This window comes from Burkholderia sp. Ax-1724 (assembly GCF_011752995.1).
In the GTDB taxonomy this organism is placed as follows: Bacteria; Pseudomonadota; Gammaproteobacteria; order Burkholderiales; family Burkholderiaceae; genus Paraburkholderia.
Genome location: NZ_VWWL01000020.1, coordinates 43,329 through 62,889, shown reverse-complemented (window position 1 = coordinate 62,889; position 19,561 = coordinate 43,329). Strand labels below are relative to the sequence as shown.

Genomic DNA, 19,561 nt, shown 5'->3' with positions numbered 1-19,561 from the left:
CTGCTGAGGTATTCGCAGTAAAAAGGCGCCGTTCGCGGCGCCTTTTTTTATGCCTGCGCTGCGCCCTGCCCGGGCGCTCAACCGCTGTTGCCTAGCCGCCGTTATCGGGCGGCGGATATTTGACGTCGAGAATATCGATCGGCTGCGGGCCTGCCGGTGTGAACAACGTGACCGTATCGCCGACTTTCGCCTTGAGCAGCGCACGCGCAATCGGCGAAATCCAGCTGACGTGGCCGACGTCCAGATCGACCTCGTCGATGCCGACGATCGTCACGGTATGGTCCTCGCCATCTTCCGTTGCATATTCGACGGTCGCGCCGAAGAAAACCTGATCGACATTCTCCTGCCTGCTGCTATCGACCACTTCAGCGAGATCGAGCCGCTTGGTCAGAAAGCGGATGCGCCGGTCGATTTCCCGTAGACGGCGTTTGCCGTAGATGTAATCGCCATTCTCCGAGCGGTCGCCATTCGACGCCGCCCACGACACGAGCTTGACCACGTCCGGTCGCTCGACATCGATCAGATTCAGCAGTTCATCACGCATACGCCGGTAGCCGGCAGGCGTCATGTAGTTTTTTGTGCCCGCGGGTACATCGGGCTGAGCGACGTCGAGATCGTCGTCACTGTCTTCGCTCGACTCTTTGACAAAGGCCTTGTTCATAGTGATCCAGTAACAGCAGCAAGCTACAACAACGTCCCAAGATGGTTACACGATCAGGCCTGTGACACAAATCTCCGTGATGGACTTCCATTTTTGGAATCCATTGGCTATAATCTCGTTTCTGTGTGCGGCTGTAGCTCAGTTGGATAGAGTACTTGGCTACGAACCAAGGGGTCGTGGGTTCGAATCCTGCCAGCCGCGCCACCTTATTCAAGGGCTTTCCTCTGGGAAGCCCTCAAGTTTTACCGATTTCATTGCTGTAATGCATCACCTGTTTTTGCGTGCGGCTGTAGCTCAGTTGGATAGAGTACTTGGCTACGAACCAAGGGGTCGTGGGTTCGAATCCTGCCAGCCGCACCACCTATGAAGGGCCTTCCAGTCGGAAGGCCCTTTGTTTTTTCCTGGCGCCCATCGGGTGCGTTATCGGACGGCCGCGAAGCGTTCTTACAGGAAGATACGCATACCGTTGCGGCGATAGTCGTCGGCGGTTTTATCGCGGCGACGACTGGATATCCCCAATCTGCCCATCCGGACGCGGCAGATCCTCGACAAAACCACCCACCGTCTGCTCGCTGATCGCCACGGCCCGCGCACCAGTCAATGCCTGCGTCTCGCGCAGCACGTCGCTCACGGTAACGCCGAAATGGCTCGCGACGAACGCCCGCAACAACGCCGTACGCAACGACTCTCCCCGCCCTTGCGCAGCACCATGCCCGCCCTGGAATTCCGCAACGCATACGGCACCGGCCTCGCCCTGCTCGCGCACGTCCAGCCGCCGCGCACGCTCGAGCACGACCACGGCAGTCTCCCACGACGTGGACGGCGTAAAGCGGCCATCCCACGGACGACCACGGTCATTGCCGCGAATCGCAACGATCTCGCCGCTATCGGTAAAGTAAATTTCGCGCACGAAGTCATGCAGGCTGCGGGCCACCCAATAATCGAGCGCCACGCCATTGAGGTCGGCTACGTTCATCAGCATTCCCCCAGTCGGTGAGACTTGCCTTCAGGCCACGCTCCGGATGCCGCACGAGGAATGCAAGAACCGCAGGCCAGCTACGGCGAGAGCACGGTCAAAACGAGCTTGCCGCGCAATCAGAACCCAAGCCGATACGCTCGACTCAATAGTCCGCGCGCTCGCGATCGACCCGCATGCCGCCATCGTGGCGATGGTGCCCTTCCTCGCTCGGCCGCTCCCGCGTGATGCGCATCACGTCCGGATTCGTGCGCACGCGGCGCATCACGTTGGCGAGATGGACACGATCGCTAACCTGGATCACGAAGCGCAGAATCGTAGATTCCTGCGACAAATCCTCGTCCATCGCGATATGCACGATGTTCGCGTCCGCCGATGTGATATCGGCCGCCACGCGGGCAAACACGCCCTTCGTGTTCTTGACCAGCACCTTCACGGCGACGTCGAACAGACGCCCCGGCTGTGGCGCCCATGCGACGTCGATCCAGCGGCCCGGATCGCGCCGGTGGATACGCTGCGCGACGCGGCAGTCGGTCGTGTGGATCGCCATGCCGAGGCCGATGCCGATATAGCCCATGATGTCGTCACCCGGAATCGGCCGGCAGCACGCGGACAATTGCACCGACATCCCCTCGGTACCCGTAATCACGACCGGCGGCGCATGCGGCGCCGAACCAGACTCGGAACGCGAGCCGTCGTCGTCGGCGTCGCGCCCGCTCATCAGCACTTCGATGCGCTTGGCCATGACCGCCGCGACACGCCGGCCGAGACCGATGTCCGCGAAAATTTCCTGGCGGCTCTTGTTGCCCGTCCATTGCACGAGCTTTTCCCACGCTTCCGGCGTCACGTCCGACAGCGCGAGCCCGTAGCCCTTCAGCGCCTGATCGACGAGACGTTCGCCGAGCTGCACGGACTCGTTCAGGCGCATCGTCTTCAGATAATGACGGATCGCCGAGCGCGCTTTGCCGCTGCGCACAAAACCGAGCCACGCCGGATTCGGCTTCGAATACGGCGCCGTGATGACCTCGACGATGTCGCCGCTCTTCAACTCCGTACGCAGCGGCAGCAACTCGTTGTTGATCTTCACGGCGACGCACTGGTTGCCGAGATCGCTGTGAATCGAATACGCGAAGTCGAGCGCGGTGGCGCCGCGCGGCAGCGCCATGATCTTCGACTTCGGCGTAAACACGTAGACCGCGTCCGGGAACAGATCGATCTTGACGTGTTCGAGGAATTCGCTCGAATCGCCCGCTTCGCTCTGGATGTCGAGCAGCGACTTCAGCCACTGGTGCGCGCGCTTCTGCACGTCGTTCAGATCGGCGCTGCCGTTCTTGTAGAGCCAGTGCGCGGCGACACCCGCCTCGGCGATCTCGTGCATCTTGCGCGTGCGCACCTGAAACTCGATCGGCGCGCCGAACGGGCCGACGAGCGTGGTGTGCAGCGACTGATAGCCGTTCACCTTCGGGATCGCGATGTAGTCCTTGAACTTGCCCGGCACCGGCTTGAAGAGCGCGTGCAGCGCGCCGATGCAGGTATAGCATTCGAGCGCGCTCTCGACGACCACGCGAAAACCGTACACGTCGAGCACCTGCGAGAACGACAACTGCTTGTCGCGCATCTTCTTGTAGATGCTGAAGATGGTTTTCTCGCGGCCGGTGACCTCGGCGTCGATCTTCGCATCCGAGATCGCGCGCTGCACCGATTCGAGAATCTTGCCGACCACCTCGCGCCGATTGCCGCGCGCCGCCTTGACGGCTTTTTCGAGCGTGGCGTAACGGTGCGGGTTGAAGTTCGCGAAGCTCAGGTCCTGCAGCTCGCGATAGGTATTGTTCAGGCCGAGCCGGTGCGCGATCGGCGCGTAAATGTCGAGCGTTTCGCGCGCCACGCGGCGGCGCTTCTCCGGCGGCACGGCACCGAGCGTGCGCATGTTGTGCAGGCGGTCGGCCAGCTTGACGAGAATCACGCGCACGTCGCGCGCCATCGCGAGCAGCATCTTGCGGAAGTTCTCCGCCTGCGCTTCCTCGCGATTGCGAAACTCCATCTTGTCCAGCTTGGACAACCCGTCGACCAGTTCCGCGACCTTCGCGCCGAAACGCTCGGCGAGCTCCGCCTTGGTCACGCCCTGGTCTTCCATCACGTCGTGCAGCAGCGCCGCCATGATCGCCTGGGCGTCGAGATTCCAGCCCGCGCAGATTTCCGCGACGGCGACCGGATGCGTGATGTAGGGCTCGCCGCTCTGGCGATACTGGCCGAGGTGGGCTTCGTCGCTGAAATGGAAGGCCGCCTTGATGCCCTTGATCTCTTCCGGCTGCAGATAGCCGGACAGGGCGGACGTCAGCCTGGCGATGGAAACGACGTCATGCCGGCGCGGCTGCTCCGGCGTGGCGGTCGGCCCGAACAGATGGCGGAACGACTGTTCGAGGACCGCGTCGATGTACTTGCGTGCAGACGAGGGCGAGTCGGCGTCGTGATCCACTTCCGTGGCGGTGGGCGGGGTGGTACTCATGGTCGCCTCCGTAGCGGTCAGGGTTGGACGCAGGTCTGCACGTTCAAATTACACGGCAATCAACAACGAAAAACAGCGCGCCTTAAACCGGCACCTTCTTCAGCATTTCGACGCCGACCTGGCCCGACGCGATTTCACGCAGCGCGAGCACGGTGGGCTTGTCGCGGCTTTCGATCTTCGGCGTGTGGCCTTGCGCGAGCTGACGCGCGCGATAGGTTGCGGCAAGCGCGAGTTCGAAACGATTCGGGATCTGTTTGAGACAGTCTTCGACGGTAATGCGGGCCATGTTGGGTTCCTTCTCAGTATGTTGCTTATTCTACCTTATGTGCTCGACACGACGCCGCGCTCACGCGTGCGGCAGATGGATGCCGAGCTGCATGAAAAGCTGCGTGTGACGCGCGTACTGCGAGGCGAAGCGCGAGCGCGTCGCGCCGACGAGGCAGCGCAATTCGGCGAGTGCGCGATCGAAGTTCTCGTTGATCACGACGTACTCCGCCTCGGCCGCGTGCGCGATCTCGCCGCCGGCCGCGAGCAGGCGTCGCGTGATCACGTTCGGCTCGTCCTGACCGCGCTTTTTCAGACGCTCCTCGAGCGCTTCGAGCGACGGCGGCAGAATGAAAATTTCCACCGCGTTGTGAAACTGCTTCTTGACCTGCTGCGCGCCCTGCCAGTCGATTTCGAGCAGCACGTCATGGCCGTTTTTCATCTGCTCCTCGATCCAGACGCGCGAGGTGCCGTAGTAGTTGCCGTGCACTTCCGCGCTTTCGAGGAACTCGCCCGCGTCGTGGCGCTGCATGAAATCTTCGACGGTCGTGAAGTGGTAGTGCTCGCCGTCCTGTTCCTTCGGACGCGGCGGGCGCGTCGTGTACGAAATCGACAGACGGATCGCGTCGTCGCCCGCGAGCAAGGCATTCACGAGCGTCGACTTGCCGGCGCCCGACGGCGCGACGACCATGAACAGATTGCCGGGATAAGCGCCGGCGTACGGATGGCGCGGCGCGCTGCTTTCGCGTGGGTGGTGGTCGGTCATGATGTGGGGTGCTCCAGCCTTATTCGAGATTCTGTACCTGCTCGCGCATCTGCTCGATCAGGAGCTTCAGCGTCATCGACGAATCCGCGAGTTCCTTGGCCGCCGCCTTCGAGCCGAGCGTGTTCGCTTCGCGGTTCAGCTCCTGCATCATGAAGTCGAGCCGCTTGCCGACCTTGCCGCCCTTCTCGATCACGTGACGCGTTTCGTTCAGGTGCGCGGTGAGGCGCGACAGTTCTTCGGCGATGTCGATGCGGATGCCGTACATCGTCACTTCCTGGCGAATCCGTTCGTTGATCTCCTCGCGCGAGACGATCGTCGCGGCCGCGTCGGGCGCGGCGATGCCGAGTGCTTCCTGCAGACGCTCGACGATCTTCTGCTGATGCCGCGTGATCAGCTCCGGCACGAGCGGGGTGATCTTCGCGACGATCGCCTCCATTTCGGTAACGTTGGCGAGCAGCATGTTCGCGAGTTGCGCGCCTTCGCGCGCGCGCACGTCGATCAGGTCGGCGATGGCCTGCTTGCCGCAGGCGAGCACCGCGTCGCGCAGTGTCTCGGGCGCGATGCCGCTTTCGGCGAGCACGCCCGGCCAGCGCAGAATTTCACCGGTGCGCAGACGGCCGGCTTCAGGGAACGTCGAAAGCACCGTGCGTTCGAGCAGCGCGAGTTGTTCGAGCGCGTCGCGGTTGAGCGCACCCGCGTTCGCCGACTGCTCGCTGCGCTGCAGATTCACGCGGATGTCGACCTTACCGCGCGACAGCTTGTTCATCAGCATTTCGCGCAGCGTCGGTTCGACGACGCGCACGTCTTCCGGCATGCGGAAATTCAGATCGAGAAAGCGCGAGTTCACCGTGCGCAGTTCGACCGACACGCTCACGCCGCCAGTACCCGAGGCCGCCACGAGTTCGCGCGTGGCGCTCGCATAGCCAGTCATGCTGTAGATCATCGTATTTCTCGCGATTGCGGCCATGCGTTCGACGCCGGCCTGAGAAGCGGATCGCCCGGCGTGTACGAGACGCGAGGCGGGGAACCGGCATTATCCCATTTTTGCTCGCGCCGCCCGCCCGAAGCGGGCGCGCAAGCGGGCCGGCATGCGCTCGCAGGAGGACAATCGGAGCGACGGCATGGTTGCGAACCGTTACGCGCGGCAGCACGTCGTTGCGTGCGAACGGCATGCGAACGTTCGGTGCGAACGCTCGTCGAAAAGCAGGACGATATGCCGCCGGCAACATGGCGCGCTTGCGCTCGCCGCAATCGCATTCCTCATGCGAAGCTGCGTTTGCCCGGCATCGGTTTTTGCTCCGGTTGCCATAGGAGCCTCCCCGCACGTGGCCTCGCGCATCGTTCGCCCGCGTCGCCGCGCCACCCGATCGGCGGTAAAATTGCGCCTTTCCCCCGCCTTCCTTCCGACCTCTTTCGACCCTATCCGACATGATCAACGACACCCGCCGCCCCAGCGGCCGCCAGGCCAACCAGTTGCGCGACGTGCGCATCACGCGTCATTACACGAAGCACGCCGAGGGCTCGGTGCTGGTCGAGTTCGGCGACACCAAGGTCATCTGCACGGCGAGCGTCAACGAAAGCGTGCCGCCGTTTCTGCGCGACCGCGGCCAGGGCTGGCTCACCGCCGAATACGGCATGCTGCCGCGCGCCACGCATACGCGCAGCGACCGCGAAGCCGCGCGCGGCAAGCAGACCGGCCGCACCCAGGAAATCCAGCGCCTGATCGGCCGCGCGCTGCGCTCGGTGTTCGATCTCGAGAAGCTCGGCGCGCGCACCATCCATATCGATTGCGACGTGATCCAGGCCGACGGCGGCACACGCACGGCGAGCATCACGGGCGCGTTCGTCGCCGCGCATGACGCGGTCGCGAAACTGCTCGCGACGGGCCGCATCGAAAGCTCGCCGATCAGCGATTACGTCGCGGCGATCTCGGTCGGCGTGTACGACGGCATGCCGGTGCTCGACCTCGACTACGACGAGGACTCGCAATGCGACACCGACATGAACGTCGTGATGACGGGCTCGGGCGGTTTCGTCGAAGTTCAGGGCACCGCGGAAGGCGTGCCGTTCTCGCGCGATGAAATGAATGCGCTGCTCGATCTCGCGAGCGACGGCATCGACACGCTGATCGCAAAGCAGAAGCAGGCGCTGGGAGTGCAGCAGTGAACGACGCGCGCAAGGACGGCGGCACGCCCCGCGCCAACGGCGCCAACCCGGCGGGCGCGCCGTTGCACATGCCGCTGAAAAAAGTCGTGCTCGCCTCGAACAACGCGGGCAAGCTGCGCGAATTCGCGGCGCTGCTCGGCGCGGCCGGCATCGAACTGATCGCTCAAGGCGAGCTGAACGTGCCGGAAGCGGAAGAGCCGCATCCGACCTTCGTCGAAAACGCGCTGACCAAGGCGCGCCACGCGGCCAGGCTCACCGGCCTGCCCGCGCTCGCCGACGACTCGGGCCTCTGCGTGCGCGCGCTACGCGGCGCGCCGGGCGTCTATTCGGCACGCTACGCACAGCTTGCCGGCGGCGAGAAAAGCGACGCGGCGAACAATGCACGGCTGGTCGACGAATTGCGAGGCGCGAGCGATCGCCACGGTTACTACTACTGCGTGCTCGCGCTCGTGCGTCACGCGGACGACCCCGAGCCGCTGATCGCCGAAGGCCGCTGGCACGGCGAAATCCTCGACGCGCCGCGCGGCGAACACGGCTTCGGCTACGACCCGTACTTCTATCTGCCGTCGCTGAACGCGAGCGCCGCCGAACTCGAACCCGCGGTGAAGAACGCCAGCAGCCATCGCGCGATCGCGTTGCGGCAACTGCTCGCGCGTCTGTCGGAGGAAGCGTGATTCCGATCAAGCCAACGCCGGCCGACGTCGGCAACGGCGTCATTCAGGCATTCACATCGCCGGGCAGTATCCGGCTGACCTCGCTGCCTCCGCTTGCGCTCTACGTGCATTTTCCGTGGTGCGTGCGCAAGTGCCCGTATTGCGATTTCAATTCGCACGAGTGGAAAGGCGAGACGTTTCCGGAGCACGACTACCTCGACGCGCTGCGCGCCGATCTCGAGATGGCGTTGCCGCTCGTGTGGGGCCGTCAGGTGCATACGGTGTTTATCGGCGGGGGCACGCCGAGCCTGCTGTCGGCGGCGGGACTCGAGCGCATGCTGTCGGACATTCGCGCGCTGCTGCCGCTCGACGCCGATGCCGAAATCACGCTCGAAGCGAACCCCGGTACGTTCGAAGCGGACAAGTTCGCGCAGTTTCGCGCGAGCGGCGTGAACCGGCTCTCAGTGGGCATCCAGAGTTTCAACGAGGCGCATCTGAAAGCGCTCGGCCGTATTCACGACGCGGCCCAGGCGCGCCATGCGGTCGAAGTCGCCGCGACCACATTCGAGAATTTCAACCTCGACCTGATGTTTGCGTTGCCGCAGCAGACGCTCGCCGAATGCCAGACCGACGTCGAAACAGCGCTGTCGTTCGCGCCGCCGCATCTGTCGCTGTACCACCTCACGCTCGAACCGAACACGCTGTTCGCGAAGTTCCCGCCCGCGTTGCCCGACGACGATGCGTCGGCCGACATGCAGGACTGGATTCATCAACGCACGGCCGAGGCCGGCTACGAGCGCTACGAGGTGTCGGCGTATGCGAAGCCGCATCGGCGAAGCAAGCACAACCTGAACTATTGGCGTTTTGGCGACTATCTCGGCATCGGCGCGGGCGCGCATACGAAGCTGTCGTTTCCGAATCGCGTGCTGCGCCAGGCGCGCTACAAGCATCCCGCGACGTTCATCGAGCAGGCGAAGGCCGGCGCGGCCGTGCAGGAAGAGCACGAGGTCGGGCCGCGCGATCTGCCGTTCGAATTCATGCTGAATGCGCTGCGGCTCGTGGAGGGGTTTCCGGTGCATCGCTTCGCCGAGCGCACCGGCCTTTCGATGACCACGATCGAGCCGGCGTTGCAGGAAGCCGAGCGGCGCAAGCTCATCACGCGCGATCACGAAAAGATCGCGCCGACACCGCTCGGCCAGGCGTTCCTGAACGATTTGCAGGCGCTGTTTCTGAAGGATGCGCGTTAATTCGCGGTAGCCGAGGCCCAACCGGGCTCCGCGACCGGCAATTTTCAGGTTACAATTTGCGGTTTGGAGGTGTGGCCGAGTGGTTTAAGGCACCGGTCTTGAAAACCGGCGAAGGAGCAATCCTTCCGTGAGTTCGAATCTCACCGCCTCCGCCAGTTTTGATCGATGAAACCCCGTAGATCGCGAGATGTGCGGGGTTTTGTTTTTGCTGTCCAGCATCGAGCACGAACTCGTTTCCAGCCCATCCCTGACCGATACCGGGATTCGCGCGCCTTCTGGATGCCTCCATACGTCGGCCTGCCCATATTCGGGCGTTCGCCATTCGAATCATGGCGTGTTACAGGCGCTCCACTTTCATCCCAATCCCATAGCAAAACACTGGAACCGCCTGGTAGGCTGAGATCCCGATAAAAATGGAAATGATGGGAATTTCTCAGTGATCCAGATCAATAACGATGACGATGGTGTTCGTGTTGTACTGAGTGCTCCGCAACTGGCCGCAGTACTAACACGCCAGTCGATCAGCCCGACGGAAATGCAAGGTCACCGTTGTTCTTCGGCATAAGGCATACAACGGAATGCCATATTTCATTCTTACCGCCTATCTGGATATCTAATTGAGGGGAATATTCAAATGAATCCAATCAAGGAAATCCTTGCTGCGAGAGGTCCAACGATGATCAGAATTTCCAGCATTCTGGATTATTCGAATGACCTGTCCCAGGTGTTGAAAAATTCGGCTTGACCCCGGATGGCGCTGCGCTGGTAGCGCAGGATAGAGCCAACGCAATTGCTATCCTCACGCATCTTCTCTGGAAAGGACAGGCCTACGACTACGAATGCATGGACAGCAGGAAGGCAGCCGAACTAGCTGAAAGAATAATTTCCGAAAACGAATCTACTGATAGCAGATATTTTTCGAACAGGACATCGGCACTGTCGAATTCATGGAACGGCCTGACAGATTCAACATTTGACTCAGGCATTGTCGTAAGTAGTGAAGATGGACAATATTTCTGCATCTGGCTTGAAGACGAGGATTGACTCGGCAAGGGAGTGGCAAATACATCGCTCGAAGCCCCACTCCACTCACCCACCGCCCCCCTCACGCGCCAGCCATCTCCAGCTTCTCGCGCGCATCGGCGCAACGGCGATTCAGATCGCGATGCATCAACTGCCCTTCGAGCAGAGCCGATACATCCGTCAACCCGTAATCAAAGCGCAAGACGTATTCGATGTCGGTGTAATCATAATAAGCGCCGCTATCCGCCAGCCTTTGCGCTTCGGCGAATGCAGCGTGTTGCCGCTCGCCGTTCATCAGGTCTTTGATCGCCATGATTGCCGCTCCGAGGAACAGTGGCTTCATCATAGCAACGCAATCCGAAACTCACGGTGGCGCGCGCGCAACACCAGGTGTTTTCCGTAGATGCACATCATCGCGTCACACGCAACACCTCAACACAAGACAGGAGCGGCAACGCATACGGCACACCACGCCGACACCGCGCTCCGCCCACGGTGCATCCGCGCAATGGCGCCCGTACCAGCTTCGCAAAGCGCCCACGCAATAGTCAGCGTGCCCTCAGCCACGCTCACGCCGCCGCGACAGGCGCCTTCGGCCGATGCCGGCGAATCACGAGCATCCGTCCGACGTAACACAAGGTTCCGGCCACGCCGACCACGACCCCCATCCCCTGCGGCGAGCCGTCCTGCCACAAGCCGACCGCGATACTCGACAACGCGCCGAGCGCGAGCTGCACCGCGCCGAACACGGCCGCCGCCGCGCCCGCGTTGACGGGATAGCGATGCATCAGATCGGTCGTGCAATTGGCGGTCAACAGGCCCACCACGCCGACCACGAAGAACAGGCCGAATACGATCGACCACAAGCCGCCCAAACCGGTCAGCGAGACGATGCTGACGAACAGCGACGCGACGAAGCTCACGGTCGCCGCGAACGAAATGATCCGCACCGGGCCGAGCCGGCCGACCAGCCGCGTGTTCATGTAATTGCCGAACATGATGCCGGCGATGTTCAGCGCGAACAGAAAGCCGTAATGCTGCGCCGATACGTGGAAATACTCGATGTACACGAACGGCGTCGCCGTGATGTACGCGAACATCGACGCGAACGCCATGCCGCCGCACAGCATATGCCCCCACGCGACCGGATCGCGCAGCAACGCGCCATACGCGCCGAACGACTTGAGCAGCGCCGACTGCGCGCGCTTCTCGCGCGGCCACGTCTCCGGCACCTTGAGGTAGGCGGTCACCGCGCACGCGCTGCCGAACAGCGTCAGCAGGACGAAGATCATGCGCCAGCCGCCGAGCAGCAACAACTGTCCGCCGATCAGCGGCGCGAGCAGCGGGCCGATCGACGTGACGATCGCGATCATCGACAGCACGCGCGCGGCGTCGGCCGGCTCGTGCGCGTCGCGCGCGATCGCCCGCGCGAGCACGGAGGCCGCGCCCGCGCCCAACGCCTGCACGAAGCGGAACGAGACCAGCGAGCCGATCGAGAACGACAGCGCGCACGCGATGCTCGCCAGCGCGAACATGGCGATGCCGCCGAGCAGCACCGGCCGGCGGCCATACGTGTCCGACAGCGGACCATAGAGCAGCATGCCGATCGAGAAGCCGGCCATGAAGCTCGTGAGCGTCGACTGCGCGGCGGCGGTGCTGACCGCGAAGGCCTGCGCGATGGTCGGCAGGCTCGGCAGATACATGTCGACGGAAAGCGGCCCGCATGCGGCCAGCGCACCGAGCAGCAGGATCAGCCGGCCATCGGGCCGGCGCTTGACGACGTAAGACATGGGGAAATCCGGATGGAGCCGCGCGGACATCGGCCGCGCGACGGGCAAAGCGGGGCCGTAACAGCCTGATGGCCCCGATTGTACGCGACGGTCGAACGATCACCGCCGCCCGCGCCTCGCCGCGTGAGCAATCGGCCACCATGGCCGCCGCACCGGCCCGGACGGCGGCGGCGGCCGTGGTAACGCTGCGCCGCAAGCGCCGCGCCGATCGGTTAAGCTGCCGCGTGCACGTCCTGCCGCATCACCGTCCTGCCGCATCACGAGACGCAGCCGCGAGCGCCGAGCCTCGCACGCGCGAAGCGCTGCGGCCCGACGCCCATCCATCCTGTTTCGAGCTTGCGATGACCGCTTTCCTGCTGATCTGGAGCCCCAAGAAATGGCCGTGGCCCGAGCTGCCCGACATCGCGAAACGCGTCGCCGCCGGGGTCGCCGTGACCGATGTATGGGGCTGCGGCTTTGCACGCGGCATCCTGCCCGGGGATCGCGTGTTCCTGCATCGCGTCGCTCAGGAGCCGAAGGGCATTTTCGGCTCGGGCTACGTGACGCGCGCCCCCTACGAAGTGCCGGACGCGTCGACCAAACGCGGCTATCGCCTGTGCATCGACTTCGTCTACGACTGGCTCGTCGATGCGCACGAGGCGCCGGTGATTCCGCGCGAGCAGCTGCGCGTGCATCCGTTCTCGGTGCAAACATGGGACGCCCAGAGTTCGGGCACGATCATCAAGCCGATCGCCGAGGGCGCGCTTGAAAAGCGCTGGGCCGAGCTGACTGGCAAGCGCAAGCCGCCAAAGCTCGACACGCCGGTTGGGCGGACACGCTCGACGAAGGTCACGGCGCATGCAGCCGCAGCGCAAAAGGCGACGGCGAATGCCGCTGGCGGGAAATCCGCCGCGACGCGGACGAGCGGGAGCGCGAACAAGCGCGAAAGCGGGAGCGAAAGCACGGTACAGCCGGCCCGCGCCGGAACCCGCCACGCCCCGGCCGTCAAAACGCCTCGCGCCAAGGCCGTGCCACGCAAGACCGCGACAAAACGCGCAGCGGAAGATTGAACCCAGCCAGAACGAAAACCATCCGCCTCACCTCGCACAGTCCAACCCAGTCTCGCTCGCTCACGCGCCAGCGGCCAGCACCACGCCTCACCGAACCACAACGGAACGAAACGCCTAACCGGTACTCGAACGAGGCATCGAACCCGGCATCGAACCCGGCATCGAACCCGGCATCGAACCCGGCATCGAACCCGGCATCGAACCCGGCATCGAACCCGGCATCGAACCCGGCATCGAACCCGGCATCGAACCCGGCATCGAACGAAGCGCATCCGCCGAGGCCGATAAAAGCCCGCCGGCGCGCAACCGGCAAGCCCGTCTGCACAGCCCGTCCACGCCGACTCCGGTACAATTTCCCCACCTATCCCGGCATCGCGCGAATCGCCCGCGGGAATCACCCGCAGGCCCTCTGCGCCGCTGCGCAACCCCAATTCCAGCTATTCCAGCCATCGTCATGTCCAGAAACGAAACCCTCTTCGAACGCGCGCAACGCACCATTCCCGGCGGCGTGAACTCGCCGGTGCGCGCCTTCCGCTCGGTCGGCGGCACGCCGCGCTTCGTCGAGCGCGCGCAAGGCCCCTACTTCTGGGACGCCGACGGCCAGCGCTATACCGACTACATCGGCTCATGGGGGCCGATGATCCTCGGCCACGTGCATCCGGAAGTGCTCGAAGCGGTGCAGCGCGTGCTCGCGAACGGCTTCTCGTTCGGCGCGCCGACCGAATCGGAAATCGAGATCGCCGAGGCAATCTGCAAGCTGGTGCCGTCGATCGAACAGGTGCGCATGGTGTCGAGCGGCACCGAGGCGACCATGAGCGCGCTGCGTCTCGCGCGCGGCTTCACGAACCGCAGCCGCATCGTCAAGTTCGAGGGCTGCTATCACGGCCACGCGGACAGCCTGCTCGTGAAGGCCGGCTCGGGTCTGCTGACCTTCGGCAACCCGACCTCGGCGGGCGTGCCGGTCGACATCGCGAAGCACACCACCGTGCTCGAATACAACAACATCGCCGCGCTCGAAGAAGCGTTCAAGGCCTTCGGCAACGAGATCGCCTCGGTGATCGTCGAGCCGGTCGCCGGCAACATGAACCTCGTGCGCGCCACACCCGAATTCCTCCAGACGCTGCGGCGCCTGTGCACCGAGCACGGCGCGGTGCTGATTTTCGACGAAGTGATGTGCGGCTTCCGTGTCGCACTCGGCGGCGCGCAGCAGGTCTACGGCATTACGCCGGACCTCACCTGCCTCGGCAAGGTGATCGGCGGCGGCATGCCGGCGGCAGCGTTCGGCGGCCGGCGCGACATCATGGCGCATCTCGCGCCGCTCGGCGGCGTCTACCAGGCGGGCACGCTGTCGGGCAATCCGATCGCGGTCGCGGCCGGCCTGAAGACGCTGCAACTGATCCAGGCACCCGGTTTCTACGACACGCTCGCCGCGCGCACCACGCGTCTGACGCAAGGTCTCGCACAGGCGGCGCGCGAAGCAGGCGTGCCGTTCGCGGCCGATGCCATCGGCGGCATGTTCGGCCTCTACTTCCGCGAGTCGATCCCGGCGAGCTTCGCCGAAGTCACGCAAAGCGACGTGCCGCGCTTCAACGCGTTCTTCCACAAGATGCTCGACGCGGGCGTGTACTTCGCGCCGTCCGCGTATGAAGCGGGCTTCGTATCGAGCGCGCACGACGACGCGGTGATCGACGCGACGCTCGACGCCGCGCGCGGCGCGTTCGCGGCGCTGAAGGGTTGAAAAGCCCAATGCCTGAAGCAGCAACAGCCGCCACAACAGCAACACCCAGCCACCGTAGCCAACGGACACCGATGTTTTCGCAAACCGATTTCGTCCATATGGAACGCGCGCTCGCACTCGCGAAGCGCGGCATGTACACGACCGACCCGAACCCGCGCGTCGGCTGCGTGCTCGTCAGGAATGGCGAGGTGATCGGCGAAGGCTTCACGCAGCCGGCCGGCCAGGATCATGCGGAGGTGCGCGCGCTGAAGGACGCACGCTCGCGCGGTCATGATCTGCGCGGCGCGACCGCCTACGTGACGCTCGAACCGTGCAGCCACTTCGGCCGCACGCCGCCGTGCGCGAACGCACTGATCGAAGCGCAGATCGGCCGCGTCATCGCGGCGATGGAAGACCCGAACCCGCAGGTCTCCGGCCGCGGCCTCGCCATGCTGCGCGACGCCGGCATCGAGGTGCGCTGCGGACTGCTCGCCAACGAAGCGCAGGAGCTGAACATCGGCTTCGTGTCGCGCATGACGCGCGGCCGTCCGTGGGTGCGCATGAAAGTGGCGGCGTCGCTCGATGGCCGCACCGGCTTGCCGTCGGGCGAGAGCCAGTGGATCACGAGCGCGGCCGCGCGTGCCGACGGCCATGCATGGCGCGCGCGCGCCTCGGCCATCCTGACCGGCATCGGCACCGTGCGCGAGGACAATCCGCGCATGACGGTGCGCGCGGTCGATACGCCGCGCCAGCCGCACCGCGTGCTGATCGACAGCCAGCTCGATGTGCCGCCCGACGCGCAGATTCTCGCCGGCGCGCCGACGCTGATCTTCTGCGGCCATCTCGATCAGCGCCTCGCCGAACGCGCGAGCGTGCTGCGCGATCGCGGTGCCGAAATCGTGTCGCTGCCGAACGAGGCCGGCAAGGTCGATCTGCCTCGGCTGCTCAGCGTGCTCGGCGAGCGCAGCGTGAACGAGCTGCATGTCGAAGCGGGCTACAAGCTGAACGGCTCGCTGCTGCGCGAAGGCTGCGTCGACGAACTGCTCGTGTATCTCGCGCCGAGCCTGCTCGGCGTGGACTCGATGAGCATGTTCAACCTCGCCGCGCCCGACCTGCTCGAAAAGCGCGTCAAGCTGAACTTCCACACGATCGAGCGGATCGGCGACGATCTGCGGATTCTCGCGCGCTTCGCGGCGCATACCGTACCCGGGACCGATCACACGTCCCCTTCCGTTTCGAAATGATCAAGGACTAGCACGATGTTTACAGGAATCGTCGCGGCAGTGGGCCGCATCGAATCAGTCAAACCGCTCGGCACGGGCGGTGACGCGGGCGTGCGTCTGAACGTCGAAGCCGGCGGCCTCGACCTCACGGACGTGCAGCTCGGCGACAGCATCACGATTCAGGGCGCCTGCATGACGGTAGTCGCGATGACCGGCCACTCGTTCGAAGTGGACGTATCGCGCGAAAGCCTGAACCGCACGGTGGGACTCGGCGCAACCGGCGAGGTCAATCTCGAGAAAGCGCTGCGCGCGCACGACCGGCTCGGTGGGCATATCGTTTCCGGCCACGTCGACGGGCTCGGCACGGTCACGCGTTTTGCGCCGGTCGGCGAATCGCATGAACTGCGCATTCTCGCGCCGCGCGAGATTGGACGTTACCTCGCGTATAAAGGCTCGATTACAGTCAATGGGGCGAGCCTCACCGTCAACTCGGTTGAAGATCGCGACGAGGGCTGCGAGTTTTCGATCAACCTGATTCCGCATACCGTGCAGGTGACTTCGCTCAGGCATCTGGGTGAAGGGGTGCGGGTGAATCTGGAGGTGGATCTGATTGCGCGATACGTGGAGAGGATGCTCTCGACGTCTCAGGATAACGAATCGTTGAAGTGATTCGTTTCCGGTGAGCCGGCGCACTGCTCCCGGCTCATCGAAATCCCCCGAACTGACCACGGTCCAGCAACACCCGCATTTCTGACGGTACACGACCATTCCCCGTGGTTCGTATATCGGCACGCCATCAGAAGATGGCCTCTTCAACGCATCTCATCTTGCGCCCCCTGGCGCAAGCGGGTTGCGGCAAGAAAAGGCCGTCGAAGAACTTCTCCATCAGCACCCCATATCTTCCCCGCTCAATCTCGAGCAAAACTTGCAACGCAGTAAATTGATTAGGAAACCAGATAAACAGGAGCCTGTTTTTTGTCTCTTTGTCCGATAGTCGGACTTGCGATCCGAAGCCGCTTCGCCCATTCAGAAAACCACTGGTGAAACAACGGCATAGCGGAAAGCGTAAACATCAGGAATACCGACATAAGCCTGTATCGCGCGTATCGCGGAGCGAATCAAACGCTCAACACAATCTACGAAATATCCCGTCAAATATCTCGTCTACACCGTCACATTCGCGTCAATCGCGATTCGTATGCTTGCGCTCCTTAACGACCCCAACAGGCACAAGCATGAGAATCGACCACCCTCTCCGGAAGCAACGACACCTCATGCGAACCGGCGCCACAGTTTGCGCATTCGTGCTCGCAAGCGTGCTTGCCGCCTGCAGCGGATCGGGCAACAACAACACGCCAAGCGCGTCGAACAGCACGACGCCCGGCAATGGACAAAGCGCAACCGCTTCCACTCCCAGCGCGTCGACCCAGGCCAACCGTGTCCTCGTGATCGGCCTCGACGGCGCGACGTATAACGCGGTGCAAGCCGGGATCGCCAACGGCACGCTGCCCAATCTGTCGAAACTCAATATCGGACTGGCCTATAGCGGCGGCATGGCCGCCACCAACAACCAGACGCCGAATCTGGATACGCCGTCATGGGCCACGCTGCTCACCGGCAACTGGGCCGAAAAGCATCAGGTCTATAGCGATGCGCCGAATTCGCTGATTGCCGGCAGCACGATCTTCGACACGATCAAGGCCAACGGCAACGGCCTGAACGGCGCAGCCGTGGCATCGAGCGGACTGGCTCAAATGCTCTCGCCGATCCACAGCGACGGCAATCTCGATACCTTGACGGACTGCTCGCAAAACTCATCCGTCGCGCATTGCGTGACGGACGGCGCGCTGGCGCTGATCGGCAACGCGAGCTATGCAACCGTCGTCGCGCAATATCACGACGCAGAAGACGCTTCGGAAAACTACGGGCCGAATTCCACGCAATATCTGAGCGCCCTGCAATCGCTCGATGCGAACGTCGGTCAACTGGTGGCCGCCACGCAGCAGAATGCCGGCAGCCAATGGCTCGTTATCGTGACTTCCGGGCACGGCCTAAGCGCGAACGGCAGCGACGACGGCCTGCCGCTCGAACCCGAATCGACCGCGTTCATCGGCATGAACCAGCCCGCGAATGCAGCCGGTGCCAGTGTCGGCGCCACCGTGCCGCCCACGCTCAATGGCTTGTACTCGTATGCGAGCATCGCCGATGTCACGCCCACGATCCTGTCCTTTCTCGGGCACGCACCGAGCGCCGCGAACTATCTGCTCGATGGCGCGCAACTGCTCGGCGCGAGTCCCGTCACCGACCTCACCGCGACGATCAATTCGAACAACACGTCGGCAGTCAACGTGACGCTCAATTGGATCGCGCCGTCGGGCGAAGCCATCACGATCTACCGCAACGGCACGCAGATCGCCTCGCTGCCCGCAGGCACGGCCACGTATACGGACCACGGTCTGGGATCGTATCTGGTCGCAACGGGCGCCTATCAGCTTAACTACACCGTGGTGGCCGCCACCGCACCGACATCGCTCCTCACGACATCGATCTCGTATGTCGTTCCCGTACCGCTGACGGTCTCGACCACGGGCCTGCAGGAGTACTATCCGATGGGTTCGGCGAATCTGAACACGACGCCCGAAACGGACTACTTCAACAACAGCACGCTGGCGCCGTTCAAGCCGGACCTGATCGCCAACGGCGTGAACAATGCCGGCACCGCCTATCCCGACCCGTTCGGCGGCAATGCACTGGAAGTGACGCCGGCCAATGTCGACGCCGCCAGTTACGACGGCTATCTGCTCGCGCCGAACAGTCCCTCGCTCGACGTGGTGAACCAGGCCATCCAGTCCGCCGCGCTCACCAATGCGCCGACGAGCACGGCCACCGGCGGCGCGTTCACGATCGGCTTCTGGTACAAGGCGCCGGTCTGCCCGGATTCGGGTGGCGTGCCGATCTTCGGCAACAAGAACGGCTATGCGACCTCGGGCGCCGAACCCGGCATTCTTCTCGGTTCGTTCGGCTGCGGCTTCGATTTCGTGTCGAGTGCGCAAAACAGCTCCACCTACCGGTCGGATACCAAGACCTCGCCCGGCACCTCGTACTCGGCCGGCAACTGGCTCTATGTCGCGATGGTCATGAACCTGAACCAGTACGAACTCGACAACGCCGGCGATGCGGGTTCGGCCCAGATCCTCTACCTCTGCGACCCGGCCGTCAGTTCGACGAACTGCACGAAGATCTCGACCAGCGTGCCGGCCGCGGTGTTCACGGCCGGCTTGCTGAACGGTCTGAACGGCGTGAACAGCAACACCAGCGAGATCGGCTTCGGCATGGGCGAGGACGGCACCGGCCTGTTCGCGAAGAACAAGGGCTATGCGATCAACGCGGCCGACTACGTGCCGATCGCCTTCTCCGACGTCTCGATGTGGACACGCGCGCTGAGCCAGACCGAAGTGCAAAACCTCTATCAATCGAAGGTTCCGCTCTCCACCCTGCTGTCGAAGTAAACAACAACGCG

General features: G+C 63.6%; 17 protein-coding genes, 3 tRNA genes and 1 pseudogene. 12 read left to right on the top strand and 9 right to left on the bottom strand.

Translation table 11 applies throughout. The annotated features are described in order from the left end of the window. Positions 1–91: 91 nt before the first annotated feature. Complete coding sequence (gene greB / locus F3J19_RS23025) at positions 92–661, bottom strand: transcription elongation factor GreB (protein WP_167046524.1); 570 nt, start codon at positions 659–661, stop codon at positions 92–94. A gap of 127 nt (positions 662–788) precedes the next feature. Between greB and F3J19_RS23020 the strand changes: the two genes are divergently transcribed. Both F3J19_RS23020 and F3J19_RS23015 read left to right on the top strand, forming a co-directional pair. Beyond that, a tRNA-Arg gene (locus tag F3J19_RS23020) sits at positions 789–865 on the top strand. Positions 866–944: 79 nt separating this feature from the next. Beyond that, positions 945–1,021: transfer RNA gene (locus F3J19_RS23015), tRNA-Arg, on the top strand. 130 nt (positions 1,022–1,151) lie between these two features. Here F3J19_RS23015 and F3J19_RS23010 read toward each other — a convergent pair. The 5 genes from F3J19_RS23010 to F3J19_RS22990 all read right to left on the bottom strand — a co-directional run bounded on the left by F3J19_RS23010 (position 1,152) and on the right by F3J19_RS22990 (position 6,116). Continuing rightward, positions 1,152–1,637 (bottom strand): phage protein NinX family protein, encoded by a 486-nt coding sequence (locus F3J19_RS23010; RefSeq protein ID WP_167046840.1) that lies wholly within the window; start codon positions 1,635–1,637, stop codon positions 1,152–1,154. A gap of 145 nt (positions 1,638–1,782) precedes the next feature. After that, positions 1,783–4,143: a bifunctional (p)ppGpp synthetase/guanosine-3',5'-bis(diphosphate) 3'-pyrophosphohydrolase gene (locus tag F3J19_RS23005; RefSeq protein WP_167046522.1), complete on the bottom strand. Its 2,361-nt coding sequence runs from the start codon at positions 4,141–4,143 to the stop codon at positions 1,783–1,785. Positions 4,144–4,225: 82 nt separating this feature from the next. Continuing rightward, positions 4,226–4,429 carry a DNA-directed RNA polymerase subunit omega gene (gene rpoZ / locus F3J19_RS23000; protein WP_008921215.1) on the bottom strand — a complete coding sequence of 68 codons (204 nt, stop codon included), beginning with the start codon at positions 4,427–4,429 and terminating at the stop codon, positions 4,226–4,228. A gap of 60 nt (positions 4,430–4,489) precedes the next feature. Then, positions 4,490–5,173, bottom strand: a complete 684-nt coding sequence (gmk, locus tag F3J19_RS22995; protein WP_167046519.1) for a guanylate kinase — start codon at positions 5,171–5,173, stop codon at positions 4,490–4,492. A 19-nt stretch (positions 5,174–5,192) separates the two neighbouring features. Further along, positions 5,193–6,116: a YicC/YloC family endoribonuclease gene (locus F3J19_RS22990; protein WP_167046516.1), complete on the bottom strand. Its 924-nt coding sequence runs from the start codon at positions 6,114–6,116 to the stop codon at positions 5,193–5,195. Positions 6,117–6,601: 485 nt separating this feature from the next. On the opposite strand from F3J19_RS22990, the gene rph reads away from it, so the two are divergent. The 5 genes from rph to F3J19_RS22965 all read left to right on the top strand — a co-directional run bounded on the left by rph (position 6,602) and on the right by F3J19_RS22965 (position 10,283). After that, positions 6,602–7,339, top strand: a complete 738-nt coding sequence (gene rph, locus F3J19_RS22985) for a ribonuclease PH (RefSeq protein ID WP_167046513.1) — start codon at positions 6,602–6,604, stop codon at positions 7,337–7,339. Then, complete coding sequence (gene rdgB, locus F3J19_RS22980; protein WP_167046510.1) at positions 7,336–8,013, top strand: RdgB/HAM1 family non-canonical purine NTP pyrophosphatase; 678 nt, start codon at positions 7,336–7,338, stop codon at positions 8,011–8,013. Before rph ends, rdgB begins: the two co-directional genes overlap by 4 nt. Beyond that, positions 8,010–9,239 (top strand): radical SAM family heme chaperone HemW, encoded by a 1,230-nt coding sequence (hemW, locus tag F3J19_RS22975; protein WP_167046507.1) that lies wholly within the window; start codon positions 8,010–8,012, stop codon positions 9,237–9,239. The genes rdgB and hemW overlap by 4 nt, the downstream gene beginning before the upstream one ends. A gap of 65 nt (positions 9,240–9,304) precedes the next feature. Continuing rightward, positions 9,305–9,394: transfer RNA gene (locus F3J19_RS22970), tRNA-Ser, on the top strand. A gap of 586 nt (positions 9,395–9,980) precedes the next feature. Then, positions 9,981–10,283, top strand: a complete 303-nt coding sequence (locus F3J19_RS22965) for a hypothetical protein (protein ID WP_167046504.1) — start codon at positions 9,981–9,983, stop codon at positions 10,281–10,283. A 61-nt stretch (positions 10,284–10,344) separates the two neighbouring features. Here F3J19_RS22965 and F3J19_RS22960 read toward each other — a convergent pair whose 3' ends face one another. Beyond that, positions 10,345–10,575 carry a hypothetical protein gene (locus F3J19_RS22960; protein ID WP_167046837.1) on the bottom strand — a complete coding sequence of 77 codons (231 nt, stop codon included), beginning with the start codon at positions 10,573–10,575 and terminating at the stop codon, positions 10,345–10,347. A gap of 256 nt (positions 10,576–10,831) precedes the next feature. Further along, entirely contained in the window at positions 10,832–12,052 is a 1,221-nt protein-coding gene (locus F3J19_RS22955; RefSeq protein ID WP_167046501.1) for a Bcr/CflA family multidrug efflux MFS transporter, read from the bottom strand. A 341-nt stretch (positions 12,053–12,393) separates the two neighbouring features. On the opposite strand from F3J19_RS22955, the pseudogene F3J19_RS32740 reads away from it, so the two are divergent. Continuing rightward, positions 12,394–12,906: pseudogene (locus tag F3J19_RS32740) on the top strand (hypothetical protein); the annotation flags it as partial. Between the two features lie 130 nt (positions 12,907–13,036). On the opposite strand, the gene F3J19_RS22945 reads toward F3J19_RS32740, so the two are convergent. Beyond that, entirely contained in the window at positions 13,037–13,426 is a 390-nt protein-coding gene (locus F3J19_RS22945) for a hypothetical protein (protein WP_167046379.1), read from the bottom strand. A 129-nt stretch (positions 13,427–13,555) separates the two neighbouring features. Here F3J19_RS22945 and hemL point away from each other — a divergent pair, with 129 nt between their 5' ends. The 4 genes from hemL to F3J19_RS22925 all read left to right on the top strand — a co-directional run bounded on the left by hemL (position 13,556) and on the right by F3J19_RS22925 (position 19,550). Beyond that, a complete protein-coding gene (gene hemL / locus F3J19_RS22940; RefSeq protein ID WP_167046498.1) occupies positions 13,556–14,839 on the top strand; it encodes a glutamate-1-semialdehyde 2,1-aminomutase in 1,284 nt (427 codons plus the stop codon). A 71-nt stretch (positions 14,840–14,910) separates the two neighbouring features. After that, complete coding sequence (gene ribD, locus F3J19_RS22935) at positions 14,911–16,062, top strand: bifunctional diaminohydroxyphosphoribosylaminopyrimidine deaminase/5-amino-6-(5-phosphoribosylamino)uracil reductase RibD (protein ID WP_167046495.1); 1,152 nt, start codon at positions 14,911–14,913, stop codon at positions 16,060–16,062. A 15-nt stretch (positions 16,063–16,077) separates the two neighbouring features. Next, positions 16,078–16,710: a riboflavin synthase gene (locus tag F3J19_RS22930; RefSeq protein WP_167046492.1), complete on the top strand. Its 633-nt coding sequence runs from the start codon at positions 16,078–16,080 to the stop codon at positions 16,708–16,710. A gap of 605 nt (positions 16,711–17,315) precedes the next feature. Further along, positions 17,316–19,550, top strand: coding sequence for an alkaline phosphatase family protein (locus F3J19_RS22925; RefSeq protein WP_167046489.1), 2,235 nt, complete (start codon positions 17,316–17,318; stop codon positions 19,548–19,550). The last annotated feature ends 11 nt before the right edge of the window (positions 19,551–19,561 follow it).